This is a genomic window from Allorhizobium sp. NPDC080224 (assembly GCF_050281005.1).
GTDB lineage: Bacteria > Pseudomonadota > Alphaproteobacteria > Rhizobiales > Rhizobiaceae > Allorhizobium.
The window spans coordinates 1,944,382-1,966,987 of the sequence record NZ_JBNNWJ010000001.1; the positions used below are offsets into that span (position 1 = coordinate 1,944,382).

The 22,606-nt window shown below is 60.3% G+C and carries 24 protein-coding genes; 15 read left to right on the top strand and 9 right to left on the bottom strand.

Features of this window, described 5'->3' with window-relative positions; translation table 11 throughout:
- Positions 1-196: 196 nt before the first annotated feature.
- Both ACQKP1_RS09800 and ACQKP1_RS09805 read right to left on the bottom strand, forming a co-directional pair.
- Positions 197-805 (bottom strand): transglutaminase-like cysteine peptidase, encoded by a 609-nt coding sequence (locus ACQKP1_RS09800; RefSeq protein WP_427275081.1) that lies wholly within the window; start codon positions 803-805, stop codon positions 197-199.
- Positions 806-1,288: 483 nt separating this feature from the next.
- Entirely contained in the window at positions 1,289-1,900 is a 612-nt protein-coding gene (locus ACQKP1_RS09805; RefSeq protein ID WP_203015947.1) for a PilZ domain-containing protein, read from the bottom strand.
- Positions 1,901-2,213: 313 nt separating this feature from the next.
- Here ACQKP1_RS09805 and ACQKP1_RS09810 point away from each other — a divergent pair, with 313 nt between their 5' ends.
- Positions 2,214-2,990, top strand: coding sequence for a rhomboid family intramembrane serine protease (locus ACQKP1_RS09810; protein ID WP_427275082.1), 777 nt, complete (start codon positions 2,214-2,216; stop codon positions 2,988-2,990).
- A gap of 102 nt (positions 2,991-3,092) precedes the next feature.
- Positions 3,093-3,527, top strand: coding sequence for a CBS domain-containing protein (locus ACQKP1_RS09815; RefSeq protein ID WP_427275083.1), 435 nt, complete (start codon positions 3,093-3,095; stop codon positions 3,525-3,527).
- 48 nt (positions 3,528-3,575) lie between these two features.
- Here ACQKP1_RS09815 and ACQKP1_RS09820 read toward each other — a convergent pair whose 3' ends face one another.
- The 3 genes from ACQKP1_RS09820 to folE all read right to left on the bottom strand — a co-directional run bounded on the left by ACQKP1_RS09820 (position 3,576) and on the right by folE (position 5,686).
- Positions 3,576-4,532 (bottom strand): patatin-like phospholipase family protein, encoded by a 957-nt coding sequence (locus ACQKP1_RS09820; RefSeq protein ID WP_427275084.1) that lies wholly within the window; start codon positions 4,530-4,532, stop codon positions 3,576-3,578.
- A gap of 81 nt (positions 4,533-4,613) precedes the next feature.
- Positions 4,614-5,066 carry a phosphoribosyl-AMP cyclohydrolase gene (gene hisI / locus ACQKP1_RS09825; RefSeq protein ID WP_427275085.1) on the bottom strand — a complete coding sequence of 151 codons (453 nt, stop codon included), beginning with the start codon at positions 5,064-5,066 and terminating at the stop codon, positions 4,614-4,616.
- Positions 5,067-5,080: 14 nt separating this feature from the next.
- Positions 5,081-5,686, bottom strand: a complete 606-nt coding sequence (gene folE / locus ACQKP1_RS09830; RefSeq protein ID WP_427275086.1) for a GTP cyclohydrolase I FolE — start codon at positions 5,684-5,686, stop codon at positions 5,081-5,083.
- Positions 5,687-5,956: 270 nt separating this feature from the next.
- On the opposite strand from folE, the gene ACQKP1_RS09835 reads away from it, so the two are divergent.
- The 5 genes from ACQKP1_RS09835 (at position 5,957) to ACQKP1_RS09855 (ending at position 10,327) form a co-directional block, all read left to right on the top strand.
- Complete coding sequence (locus ACQKP1_RS09835; protein WP_427275087.1) at positions 5,957-6,403, top strand: iron-sulfur cluster assembly scaffold protein; 447 nt, start codon at positions 5,957-5,959, stop codon at positions 6,401-6,403.
- A gap of 2 nt (positions 6,404-6,405) precedes the next feature.
- Complete coding sequence (gene yidD, locus ACQKP1_RS09840; RefSeq protein ID WP_427275088.1) at positions 6,406-6,774, top strand: membrane protein insertion efficiency factor YidD; 369 nt, start codon at positions 6,406-6,408, stop codon at positions 6,772-6,774.
- A gap of 72 nt (positions 6,775-6,846) precedes the next feature.
- Positions 6,847-7,269 (top strand): DUF2267 domain-containing protein, encoded by a 423-nt coding sequence (locus ACQKP1_RS09845; RefSeq protein ID WP_427275089.1) that lies wholly within the window; start codon positions 6,847-6,849, stop codon positions 7,267-7,269.
- A gap of 118 nt (positions 7,270-7,387) precedes the next feature.
- Complete coding sequence (thrS, locus tag ACQKP1_RS09850) at positions 7,388-9,385, top strand: threonine--tRNA ligase (protein WP_427275090.1); 1,998 nt, start codon at positions 7,388-7,390, stop codon at positions 9,383-9,385.
- Positions 9,386-9,487: 102 nt separating this feature from the next.
- Positions 9,488-10,327, top strand: a complete 840-nt coding sequence (locus ACQKP1_RS09855) for a lysophospholipid acyltransferase family protein (RefSeq protein ID WP_427275091.1) — start codon at positions 9,488-9,490, stop codon at positions 10,325-10,327.
- 6 nt (positions 10,328-10,333) lie between these two features.
- Here ACQKP1_RS09855 and ACQKP1_RS09860 read toward each other — a convergent pair whose 3' ends face one another.
- Positions 10,334-11,287 (bottom strand): hypothetical protein, encoded by a 954-nt coding sequence (locus ACQKP1_RS09860; RefSeq protein ID WP_427275092.1) that lies wholly within the window; start codon positions 11,285-11,287, stop codon positions 10,334-10,336.
- Positions 11,288-11,397: 110 nt separating this feature from the next.
- On the opposite strand from ACQKP1_RS09860, the gene ACQKP1_RS09865 reads away from it, so the two are divergent.
- From ACQKP1_RS09865 to ACQKP1_RS09875, 3 genes are all read left to right on the top strand, one after another.
- Complete coding sequence (locus ACQKP1_RS09865; RefSeq protein WP_427275093.1) at positions 11,398-11,982, top strand: nitroreductase family protein; 585 nt, start codon at positions 11,398-11,400, stop codon at positions 11,980-11,982.
- A complete protein-coding gene (locus ACQKP1_RS09870) occupies positions 11,982-12,590 on the top strand; it encodes a flavin reductase family protein (RefSeq protein WP_427275094.1) in 609 nt (202 codons plus the stop codon). The genes ACQKP1_RS09865 and ACQKP1_RS09870 overlap by 1 nt, the downstream gene beginning before the upstream one ends.
- A 106-nt stretch (positions 12,591-12,696) precedes the next feature.
- Entirely contained in the window at positions 12,697-13,875 is a 1,179-nt protein-coding gene (locus ACQKP1_RS09875) for a DUF2336 domain-containing protein (protein WP_427275095.1), read from the top strand.
- A gap of 4 nt (positions 13,876-13,879) precedes the next feature.
- On the opposite strand, the gene ACQKP1_RS09880 is transcribed toward ACQKP1_RS09875, so the two are convergent.
- From ACQKP1_RS09880 to parE, 3 genes are all read right to left on the bottom strand, one after another.
- A complete protein-coding gene (locus ACQKP1_RS09880; RefSeq protein WP_427275096.1) occupies positions 13,880-14,293 on the bottom strand; it encodes a hypothetical protein in 414 nt (137 codons plus the stop codon).
- 136 nt (positions 14,294-14,429) lie between these two features.
- Positions 14,430-15,668 (bottom strand): AI-2E family transporter, encoded by a 1,239-nt coding sequence (locus tag ACQKP1_RS09885; protein ID WP_427275097.1) that lies wholly within the window; start codon positions 15,666-15,668, stop codon positions 14,430-14,432.
- 58 nt (positions 15,669-15,726) lie between these two features.
- Positions 15,727-17,781 (bottom strand): DNA topoisomerase IV subunit B, encoded by a 2,055-nt coding sequence (gene parE / locus ACQKP1_RS09890; protein ID WP_427275098.1) that lies wholly within the window; start codon positions 17,779-17,781, stop codon positions 15,727-15,729.
- Positions 17,782-18,004: 223 nt separating this feature from the next.
- Between parE and ACQKP1_RS09895 the strand changes: the two genes are divergently transcribed.
- The 5 genes from ACQKP1_RS09895 to ACQKP1_RS09915 all read left to right on the top strand — a co-directional run bounded on the left by ACQKP1_RS09895 (position 18,005) and on the right by ACQKP1_RS09915 (position 22,601).
- Entirely contained in the window at positions 18,005-18,880 is an 876-nt protein-coding gene (locus tag ACQKP1_RS09895; protein ID WP_427276431.1) for an alpha/beta fold hydrolase, read from the top strand.
- 143 nt (positions 18,881-19,023) lie between these two features.
- Positions 19,024-19,794, top strand: a complete 771-nt coding sequence (gene tpiA / locus ACQKP1_RS09900) for a triose-phosphate isomerase (RefSeq protein ID WP_427275099.1) — start codon at positions 19,024-19,026, stop codon at positions 19,792-19,794.
- Between the two features lie 108 nt (positions 19,795-19,902).
- Positions 19,903-20,283: a preprotein translocase subunit SecG gene (gene secG, locus ACQKP1_RS09905; RefSeq protein ID WP_076396349.1), complete on the top strand. Its 381-nt coding sequence runs from the start codon at positions 19,903-19,905 to the stop codon at positions 20,281-20,283.
- A gap of 133 nt (positions 20,284-20,416) precedes the next feature.
- Positions 20,417-22,054, top strand: a complete 1,638-nt coding sequence (locus tag ACQKP1_RS09910) for a CTP synthase (protein ID WP_083872989.1) — start codon at positions 20,417-20,419, stop codon at positions 22,052-22,054.
- Positions 22,055-22,073: 19 nt separating this feature from the next.
- On the top strand, positions 22,074-22,601 hold the full coding sequence (locus ACQKP1_RS09915; RefSeq protein WP_427275100.1) for a hypothetical protein: 528 nt from the start codon (positions 22,074-22,076) through the stop codon (positions 22,599-22,601).
- Positions 22,602-22,606 lie beyond the last annotated feature (5 nt).

The following is a 22,606-nucleotide window of genomic DNA, read 5'->3' on the forward strand; positions in this document are numbered from 1 at the left end:
TGATCCTCTCGACGCGGCCCTGATTGAGTGCGGCCGCGAGATCAGACTTCGGTGAACGTGGTTAAATTCGGGTTAAGGTTTTCCATTGTGCGGGCAAAAAGAGAGCCGGTCCCGGTTGGACGGGACCGGCTCATTGGCTCCGGTCGGGGGACGGGTAGGCGGGGACAGACCGGGCCAGAAGGCGGCGGCAGCGCGGTTATTGAGATACGCTGCCGACGTAGCTTGCGCGACCGTCCTGAAGCTTCACCCAGCGCGCCGGGTGGGTCGAAGACTGGCGCTTTAGATAAGTGTATTCGGTCTCGGACCACAGCAGCACCTTGTTGCGCATGTTGTCGAGAATGAAGTCGCCGTGGTCGGTCCGGACGGTGAGCACGGCATGCCCTTCGCCATTCGGCTGCAGGACCACCGTCATCAGGAGATCGGAAGGATCGAGGCCGCGATCAATCAGCATCTTGCGCTTCAGCAGTGCAAAGTCTTCGCAATCGCCGACGGTACGGGGATAGGCCCAGCGTTCCTCCACGCCATAGATCTCGAGGTCGGTCAGCGGCGTGATCGAGCTGTTGACGGTGTAATTGACGTCGAGGATCGTCTTCCAGAGCTGCTCCGTGAGTAGCATCGGGCCGCGGTCGGTCTGGCTGCCTGAGCATTCGCCCTTATAGGTTTGGCAGAATTCATAGTGCCCGATCGGCGGATTGGCTTTGCCGACGACCTGCATGTTGGCCGGCATGGCCGAGACTTGAAAGGCCAGTGCGCCAGCGATGACGGCGGCCAGAGTTCCAATACCCAGATTTTTCTTTGTTGTCATTGGTTGTCTCCCGGTAATGGAGATAGCAATGACAGAGAGATTTTGATGGCCTGCGAATATTAGTGCTAAGATATAAGCTTAAGTCGACGAAAAAGAGAATCTATATTGATCATTATTCGAATTATATTTGAATAAACTTTGTGGAAAATTTGATGAAAATTTGAACTTAATTCTACTTTTGACGCGACTCCAACGCCCCAATGGCGTGAAAAAGTTCATAAATACAATGTGATAGTCGGGAGATGGAGTATCGGGTTGATCGTTGCGGTGAAGGCATTTCGGCTGCCAATTGCGGCATTCACAATCGTCTAGGATGCTCCAGTTTCCTCCTGTCATTGGCCGGCAATGCCGTTCAGGCGGCAATTTCTGGCCCGAAATTTTTGGAAAAAAACTGTGCCGGTCTGGGACGATTGTCGTTTCGGCATAGAAAAAGGCGCCTTGCGGTGTCCGCAGGCGCCTTGTCGGGGGAGGGATGTTGGGCCCTCACAGGAATTCGGTGAGCGCTTCCTTCGACTGCAGGGTCAGGAACTCGATGGCGACGCCTTCCATGAAATGGCGAACCACGCGTCCCCGCATGTTGCCGAGGCGCACGGCCGTGCCGATCGGCGGACGAATATCGATATCGACGGCCGCACCCGAAAGCGACAAGTCCATCAGGCGGCAAGGATAGGTCTTGCCGTCTTCGAGCGTCAGTTCGGTTCTGGTCTGGCGCGGCGTCAGGCGATCGTGACGACGATCCTCCGGCAGTCCGAGCTCGTGTTTGTTGGCGATCCAGGTCAGCTGTGCCGCAAGCTTTTCACGCTTTCGAACGGTGGCGTTGATGGAGATGACGAAACCGTCATCGGTCAACTTGACCACGGTGCCCTCGATGCGCCCGAGATGATCGATATAAGCAATCACACGTTCGCCCGGACGCGGCATGCCGGCACAAGCGAAGCGCACGTCGCCTGGCGACATGTCGATAACCTTGCAGACATACTCCTCATAGCTGGCAAGCATGAGGCGACCCTGCAGGCTGACGGCGACGCGCTGAAATGCGCGTTGCTGTCCCGGCGAAGCGATCGTGTTCGTATGGCTTGCCTGCGTTGAGTACATCTCGGAGATTCTGTCTGTTTCTCTATGGCTCGACATTAGGGGGAGAGCCGTTAATATAGTGTTTGCTTTTGGGCGCGCTTTTTCCAGACGGAACGATATCGCCGCAGGATTAAGGTTAAGGAAGGCTTTCGGTTGTGGGCGTCGCTTGCTCATGGCATGAGGGTTCTACCATACGCGAAGGGCTTCCTTCGGCACCAACTCCAGTCGGCGCAACGATCCGCCTAGCGCCAGCAAGGCCACTCGGTTTCCGGGCGGCCTTTTTTTTATCTGCGGCCTGCATTACCTGATGGTTGCGCAACAGAAGGAAGTGCAGATGCAGGATGAGGTTGGATCGCGAGGCGAAGATCGCCGGGACAACGATGAGCTTGTGCCCGAGCGCGGCGCGCGGTCCGAGGAAAATCCGCCTGTCTTCAATCTGCCGACCGGCATCCTTGTTGCGCTCGCACTGATCTGCGGGATCTACGCGATCCAGGAATTCCTTCTTTCGCCGGCACTCAACCAGTGGGTCGCCGTCGAATTCGGTTTCTCGCCAATCCGCTATCTCTATCCGCTCGACGAACAGTCGCTGGCCTGGTTATGGACGCCGGTGAGTTATTCGCTGCTGCATGGCAGCTTCGAGCATCTCGCCTTCAACGGTCTTTGGCTTGCCGCATTCGGGACGCCCGTCTGTCGTCGCATCGGCGAAGTCAGATTCCTGTTGCTGTGGGTGGTGTCTTCAGTGGCTGCGGCCGCATTGCATGCATTCGTCAACTGGGGAGAGCCATCCTTGATGGTCGGCGCGTCCGGGGTGATTTCCGCCCTGATGGGGGCCGCGTGCCGATCCGCTTTCGGCGAACGGCAGCGCAGCCTGGCCCGATTGTCCGGATGGCAACCTCCCTTGCTGTCGGTCGGGCAGGCCCTGGCCGACCGTACCGTCCGAGTCTTCGTCATCGTCTGGTTTCTCGGCAATATTGCCATCGCCTTTGGCGTTCCGATGCTCGGGGGTGGTTCCGCTTCGATTGCCTGGGATGCACATATCGGCGGCTTCCTGCTCGGCTTCTTCGGATTTGCAGCCTTCGATCCCCATACGGGCCGTCACACAAGGGCGTGATGCCGGACTTATTGCATTCTCCTTGAATAAAGGGCACCCTTCGTCCTGGCGGTCCGAGGAGGGTTGGGCCGCCGCGCGAGTGTTCTATGCGAGGAGGAACTTATGCCTGCATCAGCCAGAAGCATACTCGAACAGAAGGGCCGCAACGTCATCACCATCAGCCCCAACGTCAGCTTGGGCGAGGCGGCCCGGGTGCTGGAAGAACACAAGATCGGTGCCGTCGTCGTCGTCGGCATGGAAAGCCGCATCGTCGGCATCTTCACCGAACGTGACGTTGTTCGTGCTATCGGGACGGGCGGTAAAGATGCTTTCGACCAGCCGGTTTCGGCCTTCATGACCGCAAATGTCTATCGTTGCCGCGAAGAGACCGGCGTCAATGAATTGATGGAGATGATGTCCAGCCGGCGTTTCCGCCACGTGCCCGTCGAGGATAACGGCAAGCTTTCAGGCATCATCTCGATCGGTGACGTGGTGAAGTCGCGCATCCGCGAGATCGAGCAGGAAGCCGAACACATCAAGGCCTATATCGCCGGCTGATTTCGAAGCTGTGCGAAGGCCCAGCATAGGGTGCGGCGGACACCGCGCCTAGCGGAGAACCGCTTCCTGCATGCGGCGGATCTCCGTGACGCGGGCCTTCGCTTCCTCATAGCCGCGATCGATCGCTTCGCCGGCCCGATGAAACTCGGAAAGGCCTATGTCGTTCAAGCGCGGGTGCAGGGCAAGGTCCGGCGGATCGCCGGCGAGACGTGCCCGGGAAATGCGGTCCTGAATGATGTTGAAGGCCTGCACCATCACGCCGGTTAGGCCGACCTTGTTCGGTGCCCTGGCTGTATCTGCGCTCGCCTTGTCCGGCGATGACGCCTTGTGCTTTACCACCGCAGACCGTCCGAACACGTCGTAATGCAGATTGACCGCCATCACCAGCGGCTGCTCATAGGCGCGGCAGACGGACACCGGCACCGGATTGACAAGCGCGCCGTCGATCAGCGTTCGATTGTTGCAGTGAATGGGTTCGAAAATGCCGGGCAGGGCATAGGATGCCCGGAGCGCCGTGATCAGGCTGCCGCCGTCGATCCAGACTTCGTGGCCGCTGTTGAGCTCCGATGCCACCGCAACGAAGGGCTTCGGCAAGTCTTCGACATTCAGCCCCTCGAGATGCTCCTGCATCCGCTTGGTCAGGCGCATGCCACCAAGAAGCCCGCCGCCTCCGATGGTCAGGTCGAGCAAGGAGGCAATCCGGCGCATGGTCAGCGACCGGGCGAAGGCTTCCAACTCGTCGAGCTTGCCAGCGAGGTAACAGCCGCCAACCAAGGCCCCGATCGAGGTGCCCGCAATCATCCCGACTTCGATGCCTTCCTCGTCGAGAGCTCTCAACACGCCGATGTGTGCCCAGCCGCGCGCAGCACCACCGCCAAGGGCAAGCGCCACTTTGGCTTTTGCGCGTTTCTCGGGAACGATGGGCCCCGCCGACGCCGCGCCGCCGTCCTTGGCAGGTTGCGAAACAGTCGCGCCGCCGTTCGAAATCATGCTCCAGTTCAGCATCTCCGCTACCCCATAAGCTGAACACTCAGGGCTCCATTAGGACATCGTCTGCTTACGATTTCGTTATGCAGACGCCAGACGTCAATGACCGTAGACGTGATCCGGATCGAAGTGGCGGTGGTCGTCGGCAATCTTGAGAGACGGCTTTCCGTCCGCAAGCTGGGCAGTCCGGTAAAAGCAGGAGCGTCGCCCGGTATGGCAGGTCGCATCATGACCGGCAACCTCAACCTTTAGCCAGATTGCGTCCTGGTCGCAGTCGACCCTGATTTCTTTGACCGTCTGAAGATTGCCGGAGCTTTCACCCTTCTTCCAGATCTTGGCCCTTGAGCGGCTGTAATAATGACCGATCCCGGTCTCAAGCGTGAGCGCGATGGCTTCGGCATTCATGTGCGCCACCATCAACAGCTCTCCGTCGCGCGCATCGGTGACGACGGCGGTCACGAGCCCATGGTCATCGAACTTGGGGGTAAAGGAGAGACCCTCCTCGAGGATCTTCTTGTCTACCGAGGGGGCGTCGAAATCAAAACCGGACATGGGTACTCGCAGTCTTAGCGGCTCCGAACCATGGACATGAAGCGCGCCTGCTCGGCGGCATTGTCCTTGAAGGCGCCGGTGAAAGTTGTGGTGAGCGTCGTGGAGCCGGTCTTCTGGATCCCGCGCATGGCCATGCACATATGCTCGGCCTCGAGGAACACCGCAACCCCGCGTGGCAGCAGGGTCTCGTCGATCGCCTGGGCAATCTGTGCGGTCATGTTTTCCTGCGTCTGGAGACGCTTGGCGAAGACGTCGACGACACGCGCAATCTTCGACAAGCCGAGCACACGTCCTTTCGGCAGATAGGCGACATGCGCCTTTCCCATGACTGGGAGCATGTGGTGCTCGCAATGCGAGAAGAAGGAAATGTCACGAACGAGGACCATATCGTCGTAGCCGCCGACTTCCTCGAACGTACGGCCGAGTACGTCCTCGATATCGGCGCTGTAGCCGGAAAACAGCTCGCCATAAGCCTTGGTAACCCGCGCTGGTGTATCGAGGAGTCCTTCACGTTCCGGGTCGTCGCCGGCCCAGAGGAGAAGCGTGCGCACCGCCTGTTCGGCTTCCTCGCGCGTCGGCCGCGCAGGTTCGGCGGTCAGTTTCTTCACGATGGCATCCATGGCCTTGGTCTCCCGGTCCCGCTTGAGGCGAGCCGCTGGTTTGGCTATGCCGGATTGTAAAGGCGTAATGCGGCTCATAATGCAAGTCCGTTATCGGTGTTTCAGCCGAGAAGATCGTTTCGTCCGTGGCCGGCCTGCGTTTGTCCTGCGCCAGTCGCTTCGATATAGTGTCCTGCGAGATCGACAAAAAGACGGCTGCTGCGACATGATGAAGGCTGCATTGTCGCAACCACTCCCTATATACGGGAGAGGCGCTGAACCGGATTGACCATGGACGACATCTACAACACCAAGATCCTCGAATTCGCGGGAAACATCGGTCGCATCGGCGTACTCGCCGACGCCGATGCCGTTTCGGAGAAACACTCCAAGCTCTGCGGCTCCAAGGTTCGGGTCCATCTGAAGGTTCGCGACGGCGTGGTGACCGATTTCACCCATGAGGTTAAGGCCTGCGCCCTCGGCCAGGCCTCGTCGGGAATCATGGCGCGCCATGTGGTCGGGGCGACATCGGCCGAACTGCGTCAGGCGCGGCTGGACATGCTGGCCATGTTGAAGGAAGACGGGGAGGGACCTTCGGGTCGTTTCGAGGACATGCGCTTCCTGAAGCCCGTCAAGGACTACAAGGCCCGCCACGCCTCCACCATGCTGACCTTCGATGCGGTTGTCGACTGTCTGGATCAGATCGAATCGCCGGCTGCCGCCGCCGAGGCAAGCTGATCATGTGCGGCAGCCCCGACTGTGGCCACCAGCCGGCAGGCGGCGGACTGAAGAGCCGCAATTGGCAGGGCCCCTTTCGCAAGACCCCGGGCCGGCTGCTCGGCATGGGATTTATCCGTTTCTATCAGCTGACCTTTTCCAGCATCGTCGGCAGTTCCTGCCGCCATATGCCGACCTGTTCCGAATATGGCTACGAGGCGGTAGCGCGGCACGGTCTCTGGCGGGGTGGCTGGCTCACCCTCTTTCGCGTCGTCCGCTGCGGTCCAGGCGGCACCTGGGGTCCGGATCCCGTGCCCGAAACTTTGGCTCAGCGTTTTACCTGGTACACCCCTTGGCGCCTCTGGACCTTCGGACGCAAGCGGGCGACCTGATACCAATTCAAAGGCGGCCGGAATTCGCCTTAGGATCGATATGCCGAATCGCTCGGGAGATGACGCATACCCATGCCCCTCGAATATCGCCAGGCCTCCGCCGACTTTGATGCCTTCATGAAGGATCTGGTCGCGAGTTCGATGCTCACATCGTCTCATCAGGCCTACACGATGTTGCAGGCTGTGCTGCAGGTCTTCCGGCGGCGGCTGACCTTTGCCGAGGCCCTATCCTTCGCAAATGTGCTGCCGCCCGTTTTGCGCGCAATCTTCGTCAGCGACTGGGATGTCGATCTGCCCAAGTCACCCTTTGCTGAAAGGGATGAGCTGATGAAAGAAGTCCGCGCCTTCCGCCACGACCATAATTTGTCGACCGAAACCGCGATCGAAGATGTAACGTCAGCGATCAGGCGACATGTCGATCCTGTTGCCTTCGACCGCGTTATGAGGACCTTGTCCGCTGAAGCCCGCGGTTTCTGGTCAACGGGATCGGCCTAGCAAGATCCTTTACTCATCAGCACTTTCGGCCTATCAAGCGCCGGTTCGTGGCGGGGTTTTTGACCCCCGCAATTTTCACCACCCGCATTCGTTGGCGGGACTGGATCAGGAGACGTTTATGTCCGCTTCCGTAGCTCTCACTTTCCCCGATGGCTCTATCCGCGAATACGCAGCCGGCACGACCGGTGCCGAGGTCGCTGAATCCATTTCCAAGTCGCTGGCCAAGAAGGCCGTCGCCATCGCGCTCGACGGCACGCTCCGCGACCTCTCCGACCCGGTTGTCGAGGGTAAGATCGAGATCGTCACCCGCACCGATCCGCGTGCGCTGGAACTCATCCGCCACGATGCTGCGCACGTCATGGCAGAAGCCGTGCAGGAACTCTGGCCGGGCACCCAGGTGACCATCGGCCCGGTGATCGAGAACGGATTCTACTACGACTTCGCCAAGGACGAACCCTTCACCCCGGACGATCTTCCGAAGATCGAAAAGAAGATGAAGGAGATCATCCAGCGCAACAAGCCGTTCACCAAGGAGATCTGGTCGCGCGACAAGGCGAAGGACGTCTTCGCCTCCAAGGGCGAGAAGTACAAGGTCGAGCTGGTCGATGCGATCCCGGCCGACCAGGACCTCAAGATCTACTATCAGGGCGACTGGTTCGACCTCTGCCGTGGGCCACATATGGCATCCACCGGGCAGATCGGCATGGCCTTCAAGCTGATGAAGGTCGCCGGCGCCTATTGGCGTGGTGACAGCAACAACCCGATGTTGACCCGCATCTACGGCACGGCCTTTGCCGAACAGGAGCAGCTGGACAACTATCTGCACATTCTGGCCGAAGCCGAGAAGCGCGACCACCGCAAGCTCGGCCGCGAAATGGATCTATTCCATTTCCAGGAAGAAGGCCCCGGCGTCGTCTTCTGGCACGGCAAAGGCTGGCGCATGTTCCAGACGCTGACCTCCTACATGCGCCGTCGTCTCGAAGGCACCTATCAGGAAGTCAACGCGCCGCAGATCCTCGACAAGTCTCTCTGGGAAACCTCGGGACACTGGGGCTGGTATCAGGAAAACATGTTCGCCGTGAAATCGGCCCATGCCTTCATGAACCCCGATGACGAGGAAGCCGACCAGAAGGTCTTCGCCTTGAAGCCGATGAACTGCCCGGGTCACGTGCAGATCTTCAAGCACGGCCTCAAATCCTATCGCGAGCTGCCTGTCCGTCTTGCTGAATTCGGCACGGTCCATCGTTATGAAGCCTCCGGCGCTCTGCATGGCCTCATGCGCGTGCGCGGCTTCACCCAGGACGATGCCCACGTCTTCTGCACGGAAGAGCAAATGGCGGCCGAATGCCTGCGCATCAACGACCTCATCCTCTCGGTCTATGAGGACTTCGGCTTTAATGAGATCGTCGTAAAGCTCTCGACTCGCCCGGAAAAGCGCGTTGGCTCGGACGACCTCTGGGATCGCGCCGAAAGCGTCATGATGGACGTGCTGAAGCAGATCGAGGAGCAATCGGGCGGCCGCATCAAGACCGGCATTCTGCCGGGCGAGGGCGCCTTCTACGGTCCGAAGTTTGAATACACCCTGCGGGACGCCATCGGCCGTGAGTGGCAGTGCGGCACGACCCAGGTCGACTTCAACCTGCCGGAACGCTTCGGTGCCTTCTACATCGACCAGAACTCGGAAAAGGTTCAGCCGGTCATGATCCACCGCGCCATCTGCGGCTCGATGGAGCGCTTCCTCGGCATCCTGATCGAGAACTTTGCCGGCCACATGCCGCTCTGGTTTGCGCCGCTTCAGGTGGTCGTCGCAACGATTACCTCGGATGCTGACGACTACGGCCGCGAAGTGGCAGAACAGCTGCGCGATGTCGGCTTGCAGGTCGAGACCGACTTCCGCAACGAGAAGATCAATTACAAGGTTCGCGAGCACTCCGTGACCAAGGTGCCGGTCATCATCGTCTGCGGCAAGCGTGAAGCGGAAGAAAAGACTGTCAACATCCGTCGCCTTGGTTCGCAGGAGCAGGTCTCGATGCCGCTCGTTGAGGCCATAGCGGTGCTTGCGGGCGAGGCGACCCCTCCGGACGTCAAGCGCAAGCTGGCGAACCGGAAAGTCTGATCAAGATCGGCCGTCTGACAGTGTCTTGTCGCATTGTCAGACGGCTGTCATCGAAACGGCATATGACCGACCGATGACTTTCCGCATCACCGGAGCCTTGCCGTGAAGTTCAAAGAACTTTCCTATGCCAACGAGCGCGACCCGAAGCTCAAGCGCTGGTTCATCCGCTCGATCGAAGGCCTCTCCGGTCGCGACCGCTTCACCCGGCTCTACGAAATCTGGCGCAACGACATCGTCGGCAAGACCGATCGCGTCTTCGGCAAGATGCTCGACCTGATCAATGTCGATCTGAAGGTCGAAGGCACCTGGCCGCCTGAAAACATCCCCGAAGGCCCAATCGTCATCGTCGCCAATCATCCCTTCGGCATCGGAGATGGTGTCGCCGTCCTGGCGCTGGCAGAGCAGCTCGGCCGTCCTTTCCGCGTTCTGATCAACAACGAGCTGTTGAAGGTGCCGGAAATGGCGCCTTACTCCTTGCCCGTCTCCTTCGAGGAAACCAAGGAGGCGCTCGCCATCAACATGCAGACCCGGCATGAAGCGCTGCGTCTGCTGAAGGAAGGCGTGAGCGTCGTGATTTTCCCGGCAGGCGGTGTCGCGACCGCCAGAAAGGGCTTCGGCCGAGCAGAGGATCTTCCCTGGAAGATGTTCTCGGCCAAGCTCATCCAAGCCGCGAAAGCCAATGTCGTGCCAGTCTTCTTCGAAGGCCAGAACGGCCGCCTCTTTCATCTCGCAAGCAAGATCTCCCTGACCTTGCGCGTGTCTTTGCTGATCCGCGAATTCCGGCGTCTGTCCGGATCCACGATCCGGGCGCGTGTCGGTGTGATGATTCCGTGGGAGGAGCTGAGCACGCATGCCGATCGCAAGGACCTGCTCGCTCGGCTTTTCGGCGCAGTGTTCAGCATGGCACCTGCCAAGCGTAGCAAGGTCCGCCGCGCTGCCTGAGAGGTGTCAGGACTGGTTGAGCATCAGCTCGACATCCATGTTGACCCCGGCCTTGACCTCGAAATCCCGCTGGAAGAGCTTGTCCTTGTTGCGGGCAACCGCAGTGTACTGACCTTCTGCCAGCACCATGACCGGAAAAGCGCTGACGCTTTCCGCCACGATGTCGCCGCCCGATGTCAGCACGGACCAGGCGGTATCGGCAATCGCTTCGCCGCCTTCTTCCGAGACGAGCTTGAAGCCGACCTGAGAGGCGCGGTGCTGGATGGTCGCTTCGGTGAGTTCGCCGGCTTCGACCGTAATATCGGCGCGCACCACGGCGTTGATCGAGCCATATTCCGACACGACATGATAGGTTCCGGCGTTCAGGCGGACGATGGTGTTCGGCTTGACATCCGCAAGCACCAGACCGCGCTCTCCATCTTCGCGGACTTCGGAGGCGTAGATGTCGAAACTCAGCTGCTTGTCGGGGATATGGGTGTCGGCGCCGGAGATGGCGCTCAGCGACATGCCGCCGGCATCGAGCACCAGAAGCTGATCGGCAACCTCGCCTTCGACCGGCACGGTGAGCTTTTTGGTGGCGCCAGCGCGGCCGAAGGAGACGTTGATGAAATAGTCGCCGGGCGCAAGCTGAAATGCTGCAGATCCGCCTTCTGCGCTGGCCAGCAGCGGCAGCTTGCCGTCGTCACCAGGGATGGGGCTGAAGACGCGCCAGGAGAGCCCATGCTGCATCGGTTCGCCCTTGTCGGTGAGCTTGGCGTCCAGCTTGACGCTGCGCCCTTGCGTCACATTGGCGATCGCGGCTGCACCCGGAGCCGAAAACGCCTTCAGCTTCGGCATCTTGGTAGAGCCATTCAGCTGTTTGAAGGTTTCAAAGGCTTCCTGAGCAAAGGACGGCGATGTTGCAGCCGAGGCCACAAGGAGCCAGAGCAGCAGCCGGACAAGACCAGATTGGCGGGACATGCGATGCACTGTGTGTTGACTTCCTTCCCAATGCCGGCAACTTCAAACCGAACCGCATGGCAATTTCAAGACCTGCCGCGACCGCAAAGGCCTATGAAGGTATCAAGAAAATGAAAAAAGACATCAAGCTGCTCGATTATCTCGCAGTTCGCCGTTCCGTGCCCGCTTTTCAGATGTGCGAACCGGGGCCGGACAAGGCGGAAATCGAGTCGATTCTGACGCTGGCGGTCCGCGTTCCCGATCACGGCAAGATCGCGCCCTGGCGCTTCATCATCTACCGTGGCGAGGAACGCGCCCGCATTGGCGAAGAATTGCTGAAGTTGGCGCTGGAGAAGAACCCCGGTCTTTCCGAGGAGATGATCCAGGTCGAACGTGCGCGTTTCACCCGGGCGCCGGTGGTAATCGCGGTGATCTCGACGGCGGCCCCGCATGCGAAGATCCCGGAATGGGAGCAGGTCATGTCCGCCGGTGCCCTCTGCCTCAATCTGCTGATGGCAGCCAATGCCCATGGCTATGTATCGAACTGGCTGAGTGAATGGTTCGCCTTCGACGAGCGCGCCTATCCGCTTCTCGGCATAAAGGCTGGTGAAAAGGTGGCGGGTTTCATCCATATTGGCTCAACCGAGTTTCCGCTCGTCGAGCGTCCTCGTCCGGCGCTGGAAGATCTCGTCTCCTGGCAGGGTGGCGAAGACTGATGTTCTACGACACGGAGACGAATGCCCACGGGATGGCACATGATCCGTTCAAGGCGATCGTGGCGCCAAGGCCCATCGGCTGGATTGGCACGAAGGGCAGGGACGGCATCCGCAATCTTTCCCCCTATTCCTTCTTCAATGCCGTTGGCGACAGACCGAAGATGATCATGTTCTCGTCCAGCGGTCGCAAAGACAGCTTAAGGAACGTCGAGGAAACCGGCGTCTTCACGGCAAGCTTCGTGAGCCGGTCGTTGATGGACCGGATGAACGAATCGTCGGCCGCCGTTGCCTATGAGACGGATGAATTCGAGCTGGCGGGTCTGACCCCGGCAGCTGGCCGTATCGTCGACGCCCCCTTTGTCGGCGAGGCGGTGGCAGCACTCGAATGCCGGGTGACCAAGGTTCTGACCTTGCCCGACACGGACGGGAACGACACCGACAGCCATGCCGTCTTCGGCCAAGTCGTCGGCATCCACATTGCCGATGAGGTCATCCGCGACGGACGATTCGATCTGGCTGCCGCAGATCCGATCATGCGGCTGGGCTATATGGACTATGCCGGCATAGGCCCCATCTTCGAGTTGAAACGACCGAGCCAGAGAACCTGAGCGAGCCTCGACCCGGTCTTCGCTCTGCTGAACCGTGTCGGGCTTCGTGGTTAATGAACGTGGTGAACGTTTCTTAAACACTTTGAACCTACTGTCGAAACACCGAATGCTTCGGGTTTTGTACAGGTGGCGAGTGGGTTCGACTTTGATCGTTGCAGCTTTTCTCAGATGGGTCGAAACGGCAAAGACGCAGGAGCGTGCCCGTGCGGCAAACGCGCTGGCTCGGGCCTACCTTAAGTCCGACATGGCGCCGGACGAACGCCAGGCTGCCCAGATGGCTATGACCTATCTGCTCGATGATCCGGCACCACAGGTGCGGCTCGCGCTCGCCGACGTTCTGGCGGCGGAAAAGCGGGCTCCACGGGCATTGATGGTGTCCCTGGCTGAGGATCAGCCTGAAATTGCTTCGGTCGTCATTCTGTGCTCGCCTGTGCTGTCGGATGCCGACCTGGTCGATATTGCCGGCCGTGGCACCGTCGAGACGCGTGCTCTAATTGCTGCCCGCAGAGAGGTGAGCGTTGGTGTCGCTGCGGCGCTGGCCGAGATTGGCGACGCAGCCGAACTCGAGGTGCTGCTGGAAAATCCCTGTGCCCGCATCACCTCGTTCACACTGCGCCGCATTGCCGAACGTCACGGCCACAGCGAACGCATCCGCGCCCTTCTTCTGGATCGTGACGATCTGACAAGCGGTGTGCGGCAGCTCCTCGTTCAGTTCGTCACCGAAGCGCTTGCCGGCTCGGATCTCGTGATCGGCGCCATCGGCAGCCGTCGTATCGAGCGCATCGCCCGCGAGGCGGGCGACAGCGCCACCATTGCCCTGCTCGCCGACGTTCATGGCGACGAACTCGTGCGTCTGACAGAACAGCTTCGCGTCGCTGGGCGCCTGACGCCCGCTTTCCTGATGCATGCGCTGTGTGCTGGCCGCACCGACTTCTTCTCCAGTGCCATCGTTGCGATTTCCGGTCTCGAGGAGCGCCGCGTGCGCTCAATCCTGGCAACCGGTCGATTCCATGCCGTGCGCGCACTTTTGGAATCTGCAGGCCTCGGTCGAGATGTCAGCCCGCTTTTCGTCGAGGCTGTCATGCTGTGGCGGGGGCTCATCCAGTCGGCGAGCGGTTTCGACCTCGATCACATCGCCCACCGCCTGGTGCAGCGTTATCGCGGGGACAGCACTCTGAGTGAACCCGCAACAGCGCTCGTCGACATGATCGAACGGCTCGCCATCGCGGAAGAACGTCGTCTGGCGCGGGATTACGCCTCTGGCTTCGCGCTCGCTGCCGCCTGAGGCATCAGGGCACGATCTTCTTCGCAACCCACGAATAGCTTTCCGAGACGACGTGGATCGGCTTTTCGAAGATCATCTTGATAGCGGCCTTGCCGGGCAACACCTCACGGACGGCGTCGACCGCACGGTCCTTCAGCGTGCGCTCCTGTTCTGGCGTCGGCGCTGCAACCGCTGCAGCACTGTCCTCATTCTCCGCTGATTGAGCTGCCAGTGCCTCGGTAATGTCAGGTGGAGGCATCTGACAGACGGCAACGGCCGTGGGGTAGCCGATGTTGCCGTAGCGTCCGAGCACCTGCTCCGATGCGGCGTTGCACAGCTCGATCGACACAAAGCGTTCTGCCGGCGTCTCGACGAACTCGCATTGGCTGACACTGTCGTCGCAACCGAGAATCGTCATCATGATCAGTGCAGTCTTCATCGCAAGGGGCTCCCGTCGGGGTCGTTGGCGGTCAGACGAAACAGAATGATTGGAGCCGAAGCAAGGCAGGAGGCAGATGGCTCATCGACATAGGCCTCAAGGTGCGCGGAGTGACTGCTTGGATCCGCAGCTCGCGCTAGGCAATCGAGACCCGCTTGGCTTCAAGCTCCGATTCGGTGAAGAGATCGAGTTCGCCTTGCTCGTCCACGGGAAGGACGTCGTCCGCAAGTTCAACCTCGCGGATCCATTCCCGCCAGATGGAGACGAGCAGCGCCATCAGGACCGGGCCGATGAAAAGACCCAGGAAGCCCATGGTTTTCACGCCCCCCACCAGACCGAAGAAGGTCGGCAGGAACGGCAGCTTGATCGGGCCGCCGACGAGGCGGGGACGGACCGTCTTGTCGACGATGAAGAGTTCGACCGAGCCCCAGATGAAGAGAGCGACGCCCTCGATCGTTGCGCCGCTGGCGACGAGATAGATCGAGACCAGCGTGAACGAGAGCGGCGCGCCGCCCGGAATGAGTGCCATGACGCCGGTGATCACCCCGAGGGTGACCGGGGAGGGGACGCCTGCCAACCAATAGGCGATGCCGAGAATGATGCCTTCGCCAATCGCGATCAGCGTCATGCCGGTGACGGTGGAGCTGATGGTGGCTGGTACGACACGCGAAATTCGTTCCCAGCGATCAGGAAGAATGCGCTCGCCGAGCAAGTCCAACTGGCGCGCGAAGCTCTTGCCGTCGCGGTAGACGAAGAAAAGCGCGATCAGCATAAAGAGAAGGGTCAAGACCAGATGGAACAGGCCATCGCCGGCTGCGATCACGGCACGGTAGATATTGCCGATATTGGCGCCGCTGACGATCTGGATCAGTTCGCCGATGGCACCGGGCTGCCCAACATGCTCCGTCCACTTCTGAGCCAGCCAGTCGCCGACGCGCGGCAGTGCGGCAATCCAGGAAGGAGGCGGGGTGCCCGTTGTGTTTGCTTCGACGGCCCAGGTGATCCACTGCCGGATTTCTTCAACGGCGTAAGAAATGGCGATGCCGATCGGCACGATCAGAAATGTCAGAATGAACAACAGTGCCAGCGTTGCGCCAAGCGTGGTGTTGCCGCCGATCTGATCAAGAAGCCGGCGGTAAAGTGGCCAGCTTGCAAAGGCGATGACGAGCGCCGCCAGCACAGGCACGACGAAACCGTGGAAAAAGTAGATCGAGGCAATCCCGATGAGCACCAGCAGCCAGCGTGCCACGGAGATCGGTGTGATCAGGGCGATGCGATTGGCCGTTGCCTGACCGAGCCAACGCGGCCCTTTCGACGGGGTCTGAATTTCAGCCTGACTCACGTTCTGGACTATCCCGTTAAAGCTGCCCAGCATATGGAGCATTCTAGCGCTGGAAACAAGCGGCGGCCCCGGAGGTGATCATCCAGACCCCTCAGATGTCGAGGTTCTCGGCGAAGGCAGCACGCTCCTGGATAAAGCGGAAGCGGGCCTCAGGCTTTGTTCCCATCAAGGCGTCGACCGCGTCCCGCGTGCCCTCGAAATCGACGTCATCGATCCCGACCCTGAGCAGCGTCCGCTTGCTCGGATCCATGGTCGTTTCCTTGAGCTGCGCCGGCATCATTTCACCGAGACCTTTGAAGCGTCCGATCTCGACCTTCTTGCCCTTGAAGACGGTTTCCATCAACTCGGCCCGGTGGGCGTCGTCGCGGGCGTAGACGGTCTTGGCGCCCTGGCGAATGACGTAAAGCGGCGGCACCGCGAGATAGAGATGGTTGCCGCGGATGAGTTCGGGCATTTCCTGATAGAAGAAGGTGATCAGCAGCGAAGCGATATGCGCGCCGTCCACGTCAGCATCGGTCATCACGATGATGCGTTCGTAGCGCAGGTCTTCTTCACGATACTTTGTTCGGGTGCCGCAGCCGAGCGCCTGAATGAGATCGGCGATCTGCTGGTTGGCCATCAATTTCTCGCGGCTGGCTGAGCCAACGTTGAGGATCTTACCGCGCAGCGGCAGGATCGCCTGGTTGGCGCGGTTGCGCGCCTGCTTGGCCGAGCCACCGGCCGAGTCACCCTCGACGATGAAGAGTTCAGCCCCTTCCGCCGTGTTCTGGGAGCAGTCGGCAAGCTTGCCTGGCAAACGCAGCTTGCGCACGGCCGTCTTGCGATTGACTTCCTTTTCCTTGCGGCGGCGCAGACGCTCTTCCGCGCGCTCGATCACCCAGTCGAGCAGCTTGGCCGCTTCGTTGGGATTGTCGGCGAGATAATGGTCGAAGGGGTCGCGCAGCACGTTTTCGACAAGACGCTGGGCCTCGACGGTCGCGAGCTTGTCCTTGGTCTGGCCGACGAATTCCGGCTCGCGGATGAAAACCGAAAGCATGCCGACAGCAGAAATCATCACGTCGTCGGTGGTGATTTCCTTGGCGCGCTTGTTCTGCGTCAGTTCGGCATAGTTCTTGAGGCCCTTGGTGAGCGCAATGCGCAGGCCCGCCTCGTGCGTGCCACCCTCGGGCGTCGGGATCGTGTTACAGTAGGAGTGCAGTGCCGGATCGCCCCCATACCAGGTGACGGCCCATTCCATCGCGCCATGGCCGCCGGTCTTCTCGGTCTTCCCGGCGAAGATTTCGCGGGTGACGGTGAACTCCTTGCCGAGCGTCGCGGCGAGATAGTCTTTCAAGCCGCCGGGGAAGTGAAAGACGGCCTTTTCAGGAATGTCTCCACCTTCCGGCACCATGCCCGGGTCACAGGACCAGCGGATCTCGACGCCACCGAAAAGATAGGCCTTGGAGCGCGCCATGCGGAAGATCCGACCCGGGTCGAACTTCGCATGATCGCCGAAGATCTGCGGATCGGGATGGAAGCGCACCCGCGTGCCGCGTCGGTTGTGCACTTCGCCCAGTTCTTCGAGCCCGCCCTGCGGCACGCCACGCGAGAAGGTCTGGCGGTAAAGCTTGCGATTGCGGGCGACTTCAACCTCGAGCAGGTCGGAGAGCGCGTTGACGACGGAGACGCCGACACCGTGCAGACCACCTGAAGTCTCATAAGCCTTGCCGTCGAATTTGCCGCCGGCATGCAGCTTGGTCATGATCACTTCGAGCGTCGACTTGCCCGGCACCTGCGGATGCAGTTCGACCGGGATGCCGCGACCGTTATCCGTGACGGTCAGAAAGCCCTCGGTGTCCAGATGCACGTCGATGAAATTGGCGTGGCCGGCCACCGCTTCGTCCATCGAGTTGTCGATGACTTCAGCAAACAGGTGGTGCAGCGCCTTTTCGTCCGTGCCGCCGATATACATCCCCGGACGCATACGCACCGGCTCGAGGCCTTCGAGAACACGAATGGAGGACGCACCATATTCCTCGCCACCCGCACTCGAAGCAGGGGCAGCCGGTCGCGCGGCGGGCGTAGGCGCCGGGGTCGGTGTCGTCACGGTTTCCGCCTCGACCTTCTGGGCGAGCGGCATGCCGGAAAAGAGATCGTTGTCGTCCATGGCGTCGTTCGATACTCTGTTGCTGTTCGATGCCGGCTTCGCGGCACCTTCATAAAGCCGCCGCATCAGGCCAGTCGCATCTGCGAATCGGTCGGATTGTGCCAGAAAGGCAGGGCAGGCGCGAAGGGCCAGAGAGCCGGCGCATGTTGAATTCGGGCCAGCTTTGCGTGGCGCATTTCGCGAAGGCAAGCGTGAGCCGAGAGGAAACCCATCTTCCATGCAGATGTCCACAGCTCATTTCCGCACTGCGGCGATTTCCTGCGTTCTCTTTCCGTTTCTGTTCCTGTCGAGCGCCAGCGCCGCGACCATCGCACCTTACAAGGATGAGCTGTTTTCGAGCCAGACGGTGCTGGAAACCGGAGACAGCGGCGATTTCACCCGCATCGATTATGATGAGATGCGCGATATCAACGGTCGCGACAGTGTCCCTGAGCGTCGCGTGAAGGATCGCTATGTTTCGCTGAGAGTTCGACGGGTCCAGGAGAACCAGACACTGCAGCTCCCGACCGGGCCGATGGAGGTCGGACGGGTCGGCCGTGATCAGGGCCAGGCCTTCACCGTGATCTTTATTCACGGCAGGGGCGGGGACAGGCGCCTTGGGCTGAATGACATCAGCTTCGGCGGCAATTTCAATCGCCTGAAGAACCTTGCCGCCGAAAACGGCGGCACCTATTACGCGCCTTCTGTGAGAAGCTTCGACGACAAGGGCGTAAGCGAGATCGCGTCCCTTGTTGGCTACGCCTCGGCCCAATCGGGTGGCAAGCCGGTGGTTCTGGCTTGTGCATCCATGGGCAGCTTCATCTGCTCGGGCCTGTCGCGTGATCCGGCAACCGTGGCGAAGCTCTCAGGCATGGCGATCCTCGGCGGGGCGCCGGATCCGGCGCTGCCGAAGAGTGCTGCAGCCAAGGCCAGGCTGCCGATCTGGTTCACCCATGGCAGCCGCGACAGTGTTTACGCAGCCGAAGGCCAGGTTTCTATTTACAGGAAGCTCCGCGCCGCCGGTCAGCCGGTTCGCTTTACTCTGTTCGAGACCGGATCGCACGGGACTCCGGTGCGCATGTCGGATTGGCGCGCACTTCTCAATTGGCTGATCCGTTGAACGGTTGGTCTGCCGGTTATTCGGGCGCCAAAGGTTCACATTTTCACCATGTCGCCCGATAAACGGGCCAATTGGATAGCGCAATCTTTCCTTCCGGGCTCAGATTTGCTACTTCGCACAAGCGAAATAGGGGTTGAGACGATATGACACCGGATGTTCGCCCGCTTGTTGCGGGCAATTGGAAGATGAACGGCACACGAGCCTCGCTCGATCAGATCAAGGCGATTGCTGAAGGTGTCCAGGGACCATTGTCCGAGAAGGTCGAAACCCTGATCTGCCCGCCGGCAACGCTGCTTTATGTCGCGACCGCGCTGTGCACCGACAGTCCTCTGCAGATCGGTGCACAGGATTGCCATCAGAATGCCTCGGGCGCCCATACCGGTGATCTCTCGGCCGAGATGATCGCCGACTGCTTCGGCACGCATGTCATCGTCGGCCACTCCGAGCGCCGCACCGACCATGCCGAAACCGATCATCTTGTGCGCGCCAAGGCTGAAGCCGCCTATGCGGCGGACCTGACAGCCGTGATCTGCATTGGCGAGACGGCAGATGAGCGCAAATCCGGTCAGACGCTCGACATCCTTAAGCGTCAGCTTGCCGGTTCCGTTCCGGATGGCGCTACGGCAGAACGCACTGTGATCGCCTACGAGCCCGTTTGGGCGATCGGGACCGGCCTGACGCCGACCGTTGCCGACGTTGCGGAAGCGCATGCTTTCCTGCGTGCCGAACTGGTCAAACGTTTCGGCGACGTCGGCAAGAAGATGCGCCTTCTCTATGGCGGCTCGGTCAAGCCATCGAATGCGAAGGAACTCATGGCGGTCGACAACGTTGATGGTGCCCTGATCGGTGGCGCCAGCTTGAAGGCAGCCGATTTCCTCGCCATATATCAGGTCTATGAGGAACTAACCGCCTGAGAGGCAAAGTCCCGAAATGCGGAAGAGGGGCTTTCAATGCCCGTTCCTCTCATGTAAAGAGCCGCCAACCTCATTGATTTTGCCCTTATCGGGCAGGATGGACATTCCATGCAGACCGTATTGCTCGTTATCTATCTCATGGTCGTCGTCGCCCTGATCGGCGTCGTCCTCATCCAGCGCTCCGAAGGCGGCGGCCTCGGTGTCGGCGGCGGCTCGGGCTTCATGTCGGCACGCGGCACGGCCAATGCGCTGACCCGCACCACAGCAATCCTCGCGACGCTGTTCTTCGTGATCTCCTTGGCGCTCGGCATCCTGGCTCGTCATGAATCGCGTCCGACCGACATCCTTGACCGAATCCCGGCAGGCAACGGCACGACCCAGGGCGGCGGCAGCGTACTCGACCAGCTCCCGGGCACCGCACCGGCTCAGTCGACGCCTGCGGCACCTGCAGCTCCTGCAGCAGACCCCAACGCCGTTCCGAACAACTGATCGGAACGACTTCCATCACTCCGGCGGGCTCCAGGGTCCGCCGGTTTTCTTTTGTCCATATTCCGCCGATTCCACGAAAAATGTGGGACAAACCCGATTAGGGCTGGCGGAATCGAATCTGAAACGGTATCCGGTGAAGCCCATGGCGCGATATGTATTCATCACTGGCGGCGTGGTTTCCTCTCTTGGCAAAGGAATTGCGGCCGCAGCTCTCGGGGCATTGTTGCAGGCTCGCGGTTACCGCGTACGTCTTCGCAAGCTTGACCCCTATCTCAACGTTGACCCGGGCACCATGAGCCCGACTCAACACGGCGAAGTCTTCGTCACCGACGACGGCGCCGAGACCGACCTTGATCTCGGTCACTATGAACGCTTCACGGGGCGGTCGGCCACCAAGACCGACAACATCACCACCGGTCGCATCTACAAGAACATCATCGACAAGGAACGTCGCGGCGATTATCTCGGCGCAACCGTTCAGGTCATTCCACACGTGACAAACGAGATCAAGGATTTCGTCATCGAGGGCAATGACGACTATGATTTCGTAATCTGCGAAATCGGCGGCACCGTCGGCGACATCGAAGCTATGCCTTTCATGGAAGCGATCCGCCAGCTCGGCAACGACCTGCCACGCGGCACGGCCGTCTACGTTCACCTGACCCTGATGCCCTTCATCCCGGCGGCCGGCGAGCTGAAGACCAAGCCGACCCAGCATTCCGTCAAGGAACTGCAGGCGCTCGGTATCCATCCGGACATTCTTCTGGTTCGTGCCGACCGCGAAATCCCGCAGGCGGAACGCCGCAAGCTCTCGCTGTTCTGCAACGTGCGTGAAAGCGCCGTGATCCAGGCTCTCGATGTCGCCAACATCTATGACGTGCCGATGGCCTATCACAAGGAAGGCCTCGACAACGAGGTTCTGGCGGCCTTCGGTATCGAGCCGGCCCCGAAGCCACGTCTGGATGCCTGGGAAGAGGTCTGCAATCGCATCCGCACACCGGAAGGCGAAGTGACGATTGCAATCGTCGGCAAGTACACCGGCCTCAAGGACGCCTATAAGTCGCTGATTGAGGCGCTTTATCACGGTGGCATCGCCAACCGGGTGAAGGTGAAGCTCGAATGGATCGAGTCGGAAATCTTCGAAAAGGAAGATCCGTCGCCATGGCTCGAAAAGGTCAACGGCATCCTGGTGCCCGGCGGCTTCGGCGAGCGCGGTTCGGAAGGCAAGATCCTCGCAGCGCAGTTCGCCCGCGAGCGGAAGGTGCCTTACTTCGGTATCTGCTTCGGCATGCAGATGGCCGTCGTCGAAGCGGCGCGTCATCTCGCTGGCATCGAGAACGCGTCTTCGACCGAATTCGGCAAGACCGAAGAGCCGGTCGTTGGCCTTATGACCGAATGGATGAAGGGCAACGAGCTTGAAAAGCGTTCGGCTGTCGGCGACCTCGGTGGCACGATGCGTCTCGGCGCCTACAAGGCCTCGCTGAAGAAGGGCACCAAGATCTCCGAGATCTATGGCTCGACCGACATCTCTGAGCGCCATCGCCACCGCTACGAAGTCAATGTCGACTACAAGGACCGGCTGGAAGCCTGCGGTCTGGTCTTCTCGGGCATGTCGCCGGACGGCCTTCTGCCGGAAACCGTCGAATATCCTGACCATCCGTGGTTCATTGGTGTTCAGTACCATCCGGAACTGAAGTCACGCCCGCTCGACCCGCATCCGCTCTTCGCAAGCTTCATCGGTGCGGCCCTCGAGCAGAGCCGCCTCGTCTGACCTTTGCCTTCGATAGTGTTTGAGAAACCCGGCCGAGTGCCGGGTTTTTTTCGTTCAAGGCCTGCGCAAGGAACAACGTCTACTTCAGGTCGAGAAGGAGTTCGCTATGCGCATTTCAGACACAGGGCTTTATGTGCCGACCTACACCACCCGTAGCAAGCCTGCCCAGGAACAACTGCCGACCACAGCGGCCGGGTCCCAAACAACCGCACAACGCACCCTGGAGCGAGATCAATCGGCCTCAGGCCTTGCCTCGAACCTCTGGCAACTCCAGACGGGTGTGTATTCCAGCAAGGACGCCGCAGAGGCTGCCATGAAGCGAAATGATTTGCGTGCCGAATTCCTGGAGGAAAGCGCCAAAACGCCGGCCGAACGGATCCGTGACCTCTATTTGGAGGAGCACGGCCTGACGGAAGAGATGCTCGCCGAGATGCCGGAGGAGGATCGCAAGGCTGTCGAAGAGGAAATCGCAGCCTTGATCAAACGGCAATATGGAATGGAAGATACCACAGCCGAGGAAGGCAAGACGACCGCGACTGGGGTCTGATCTCA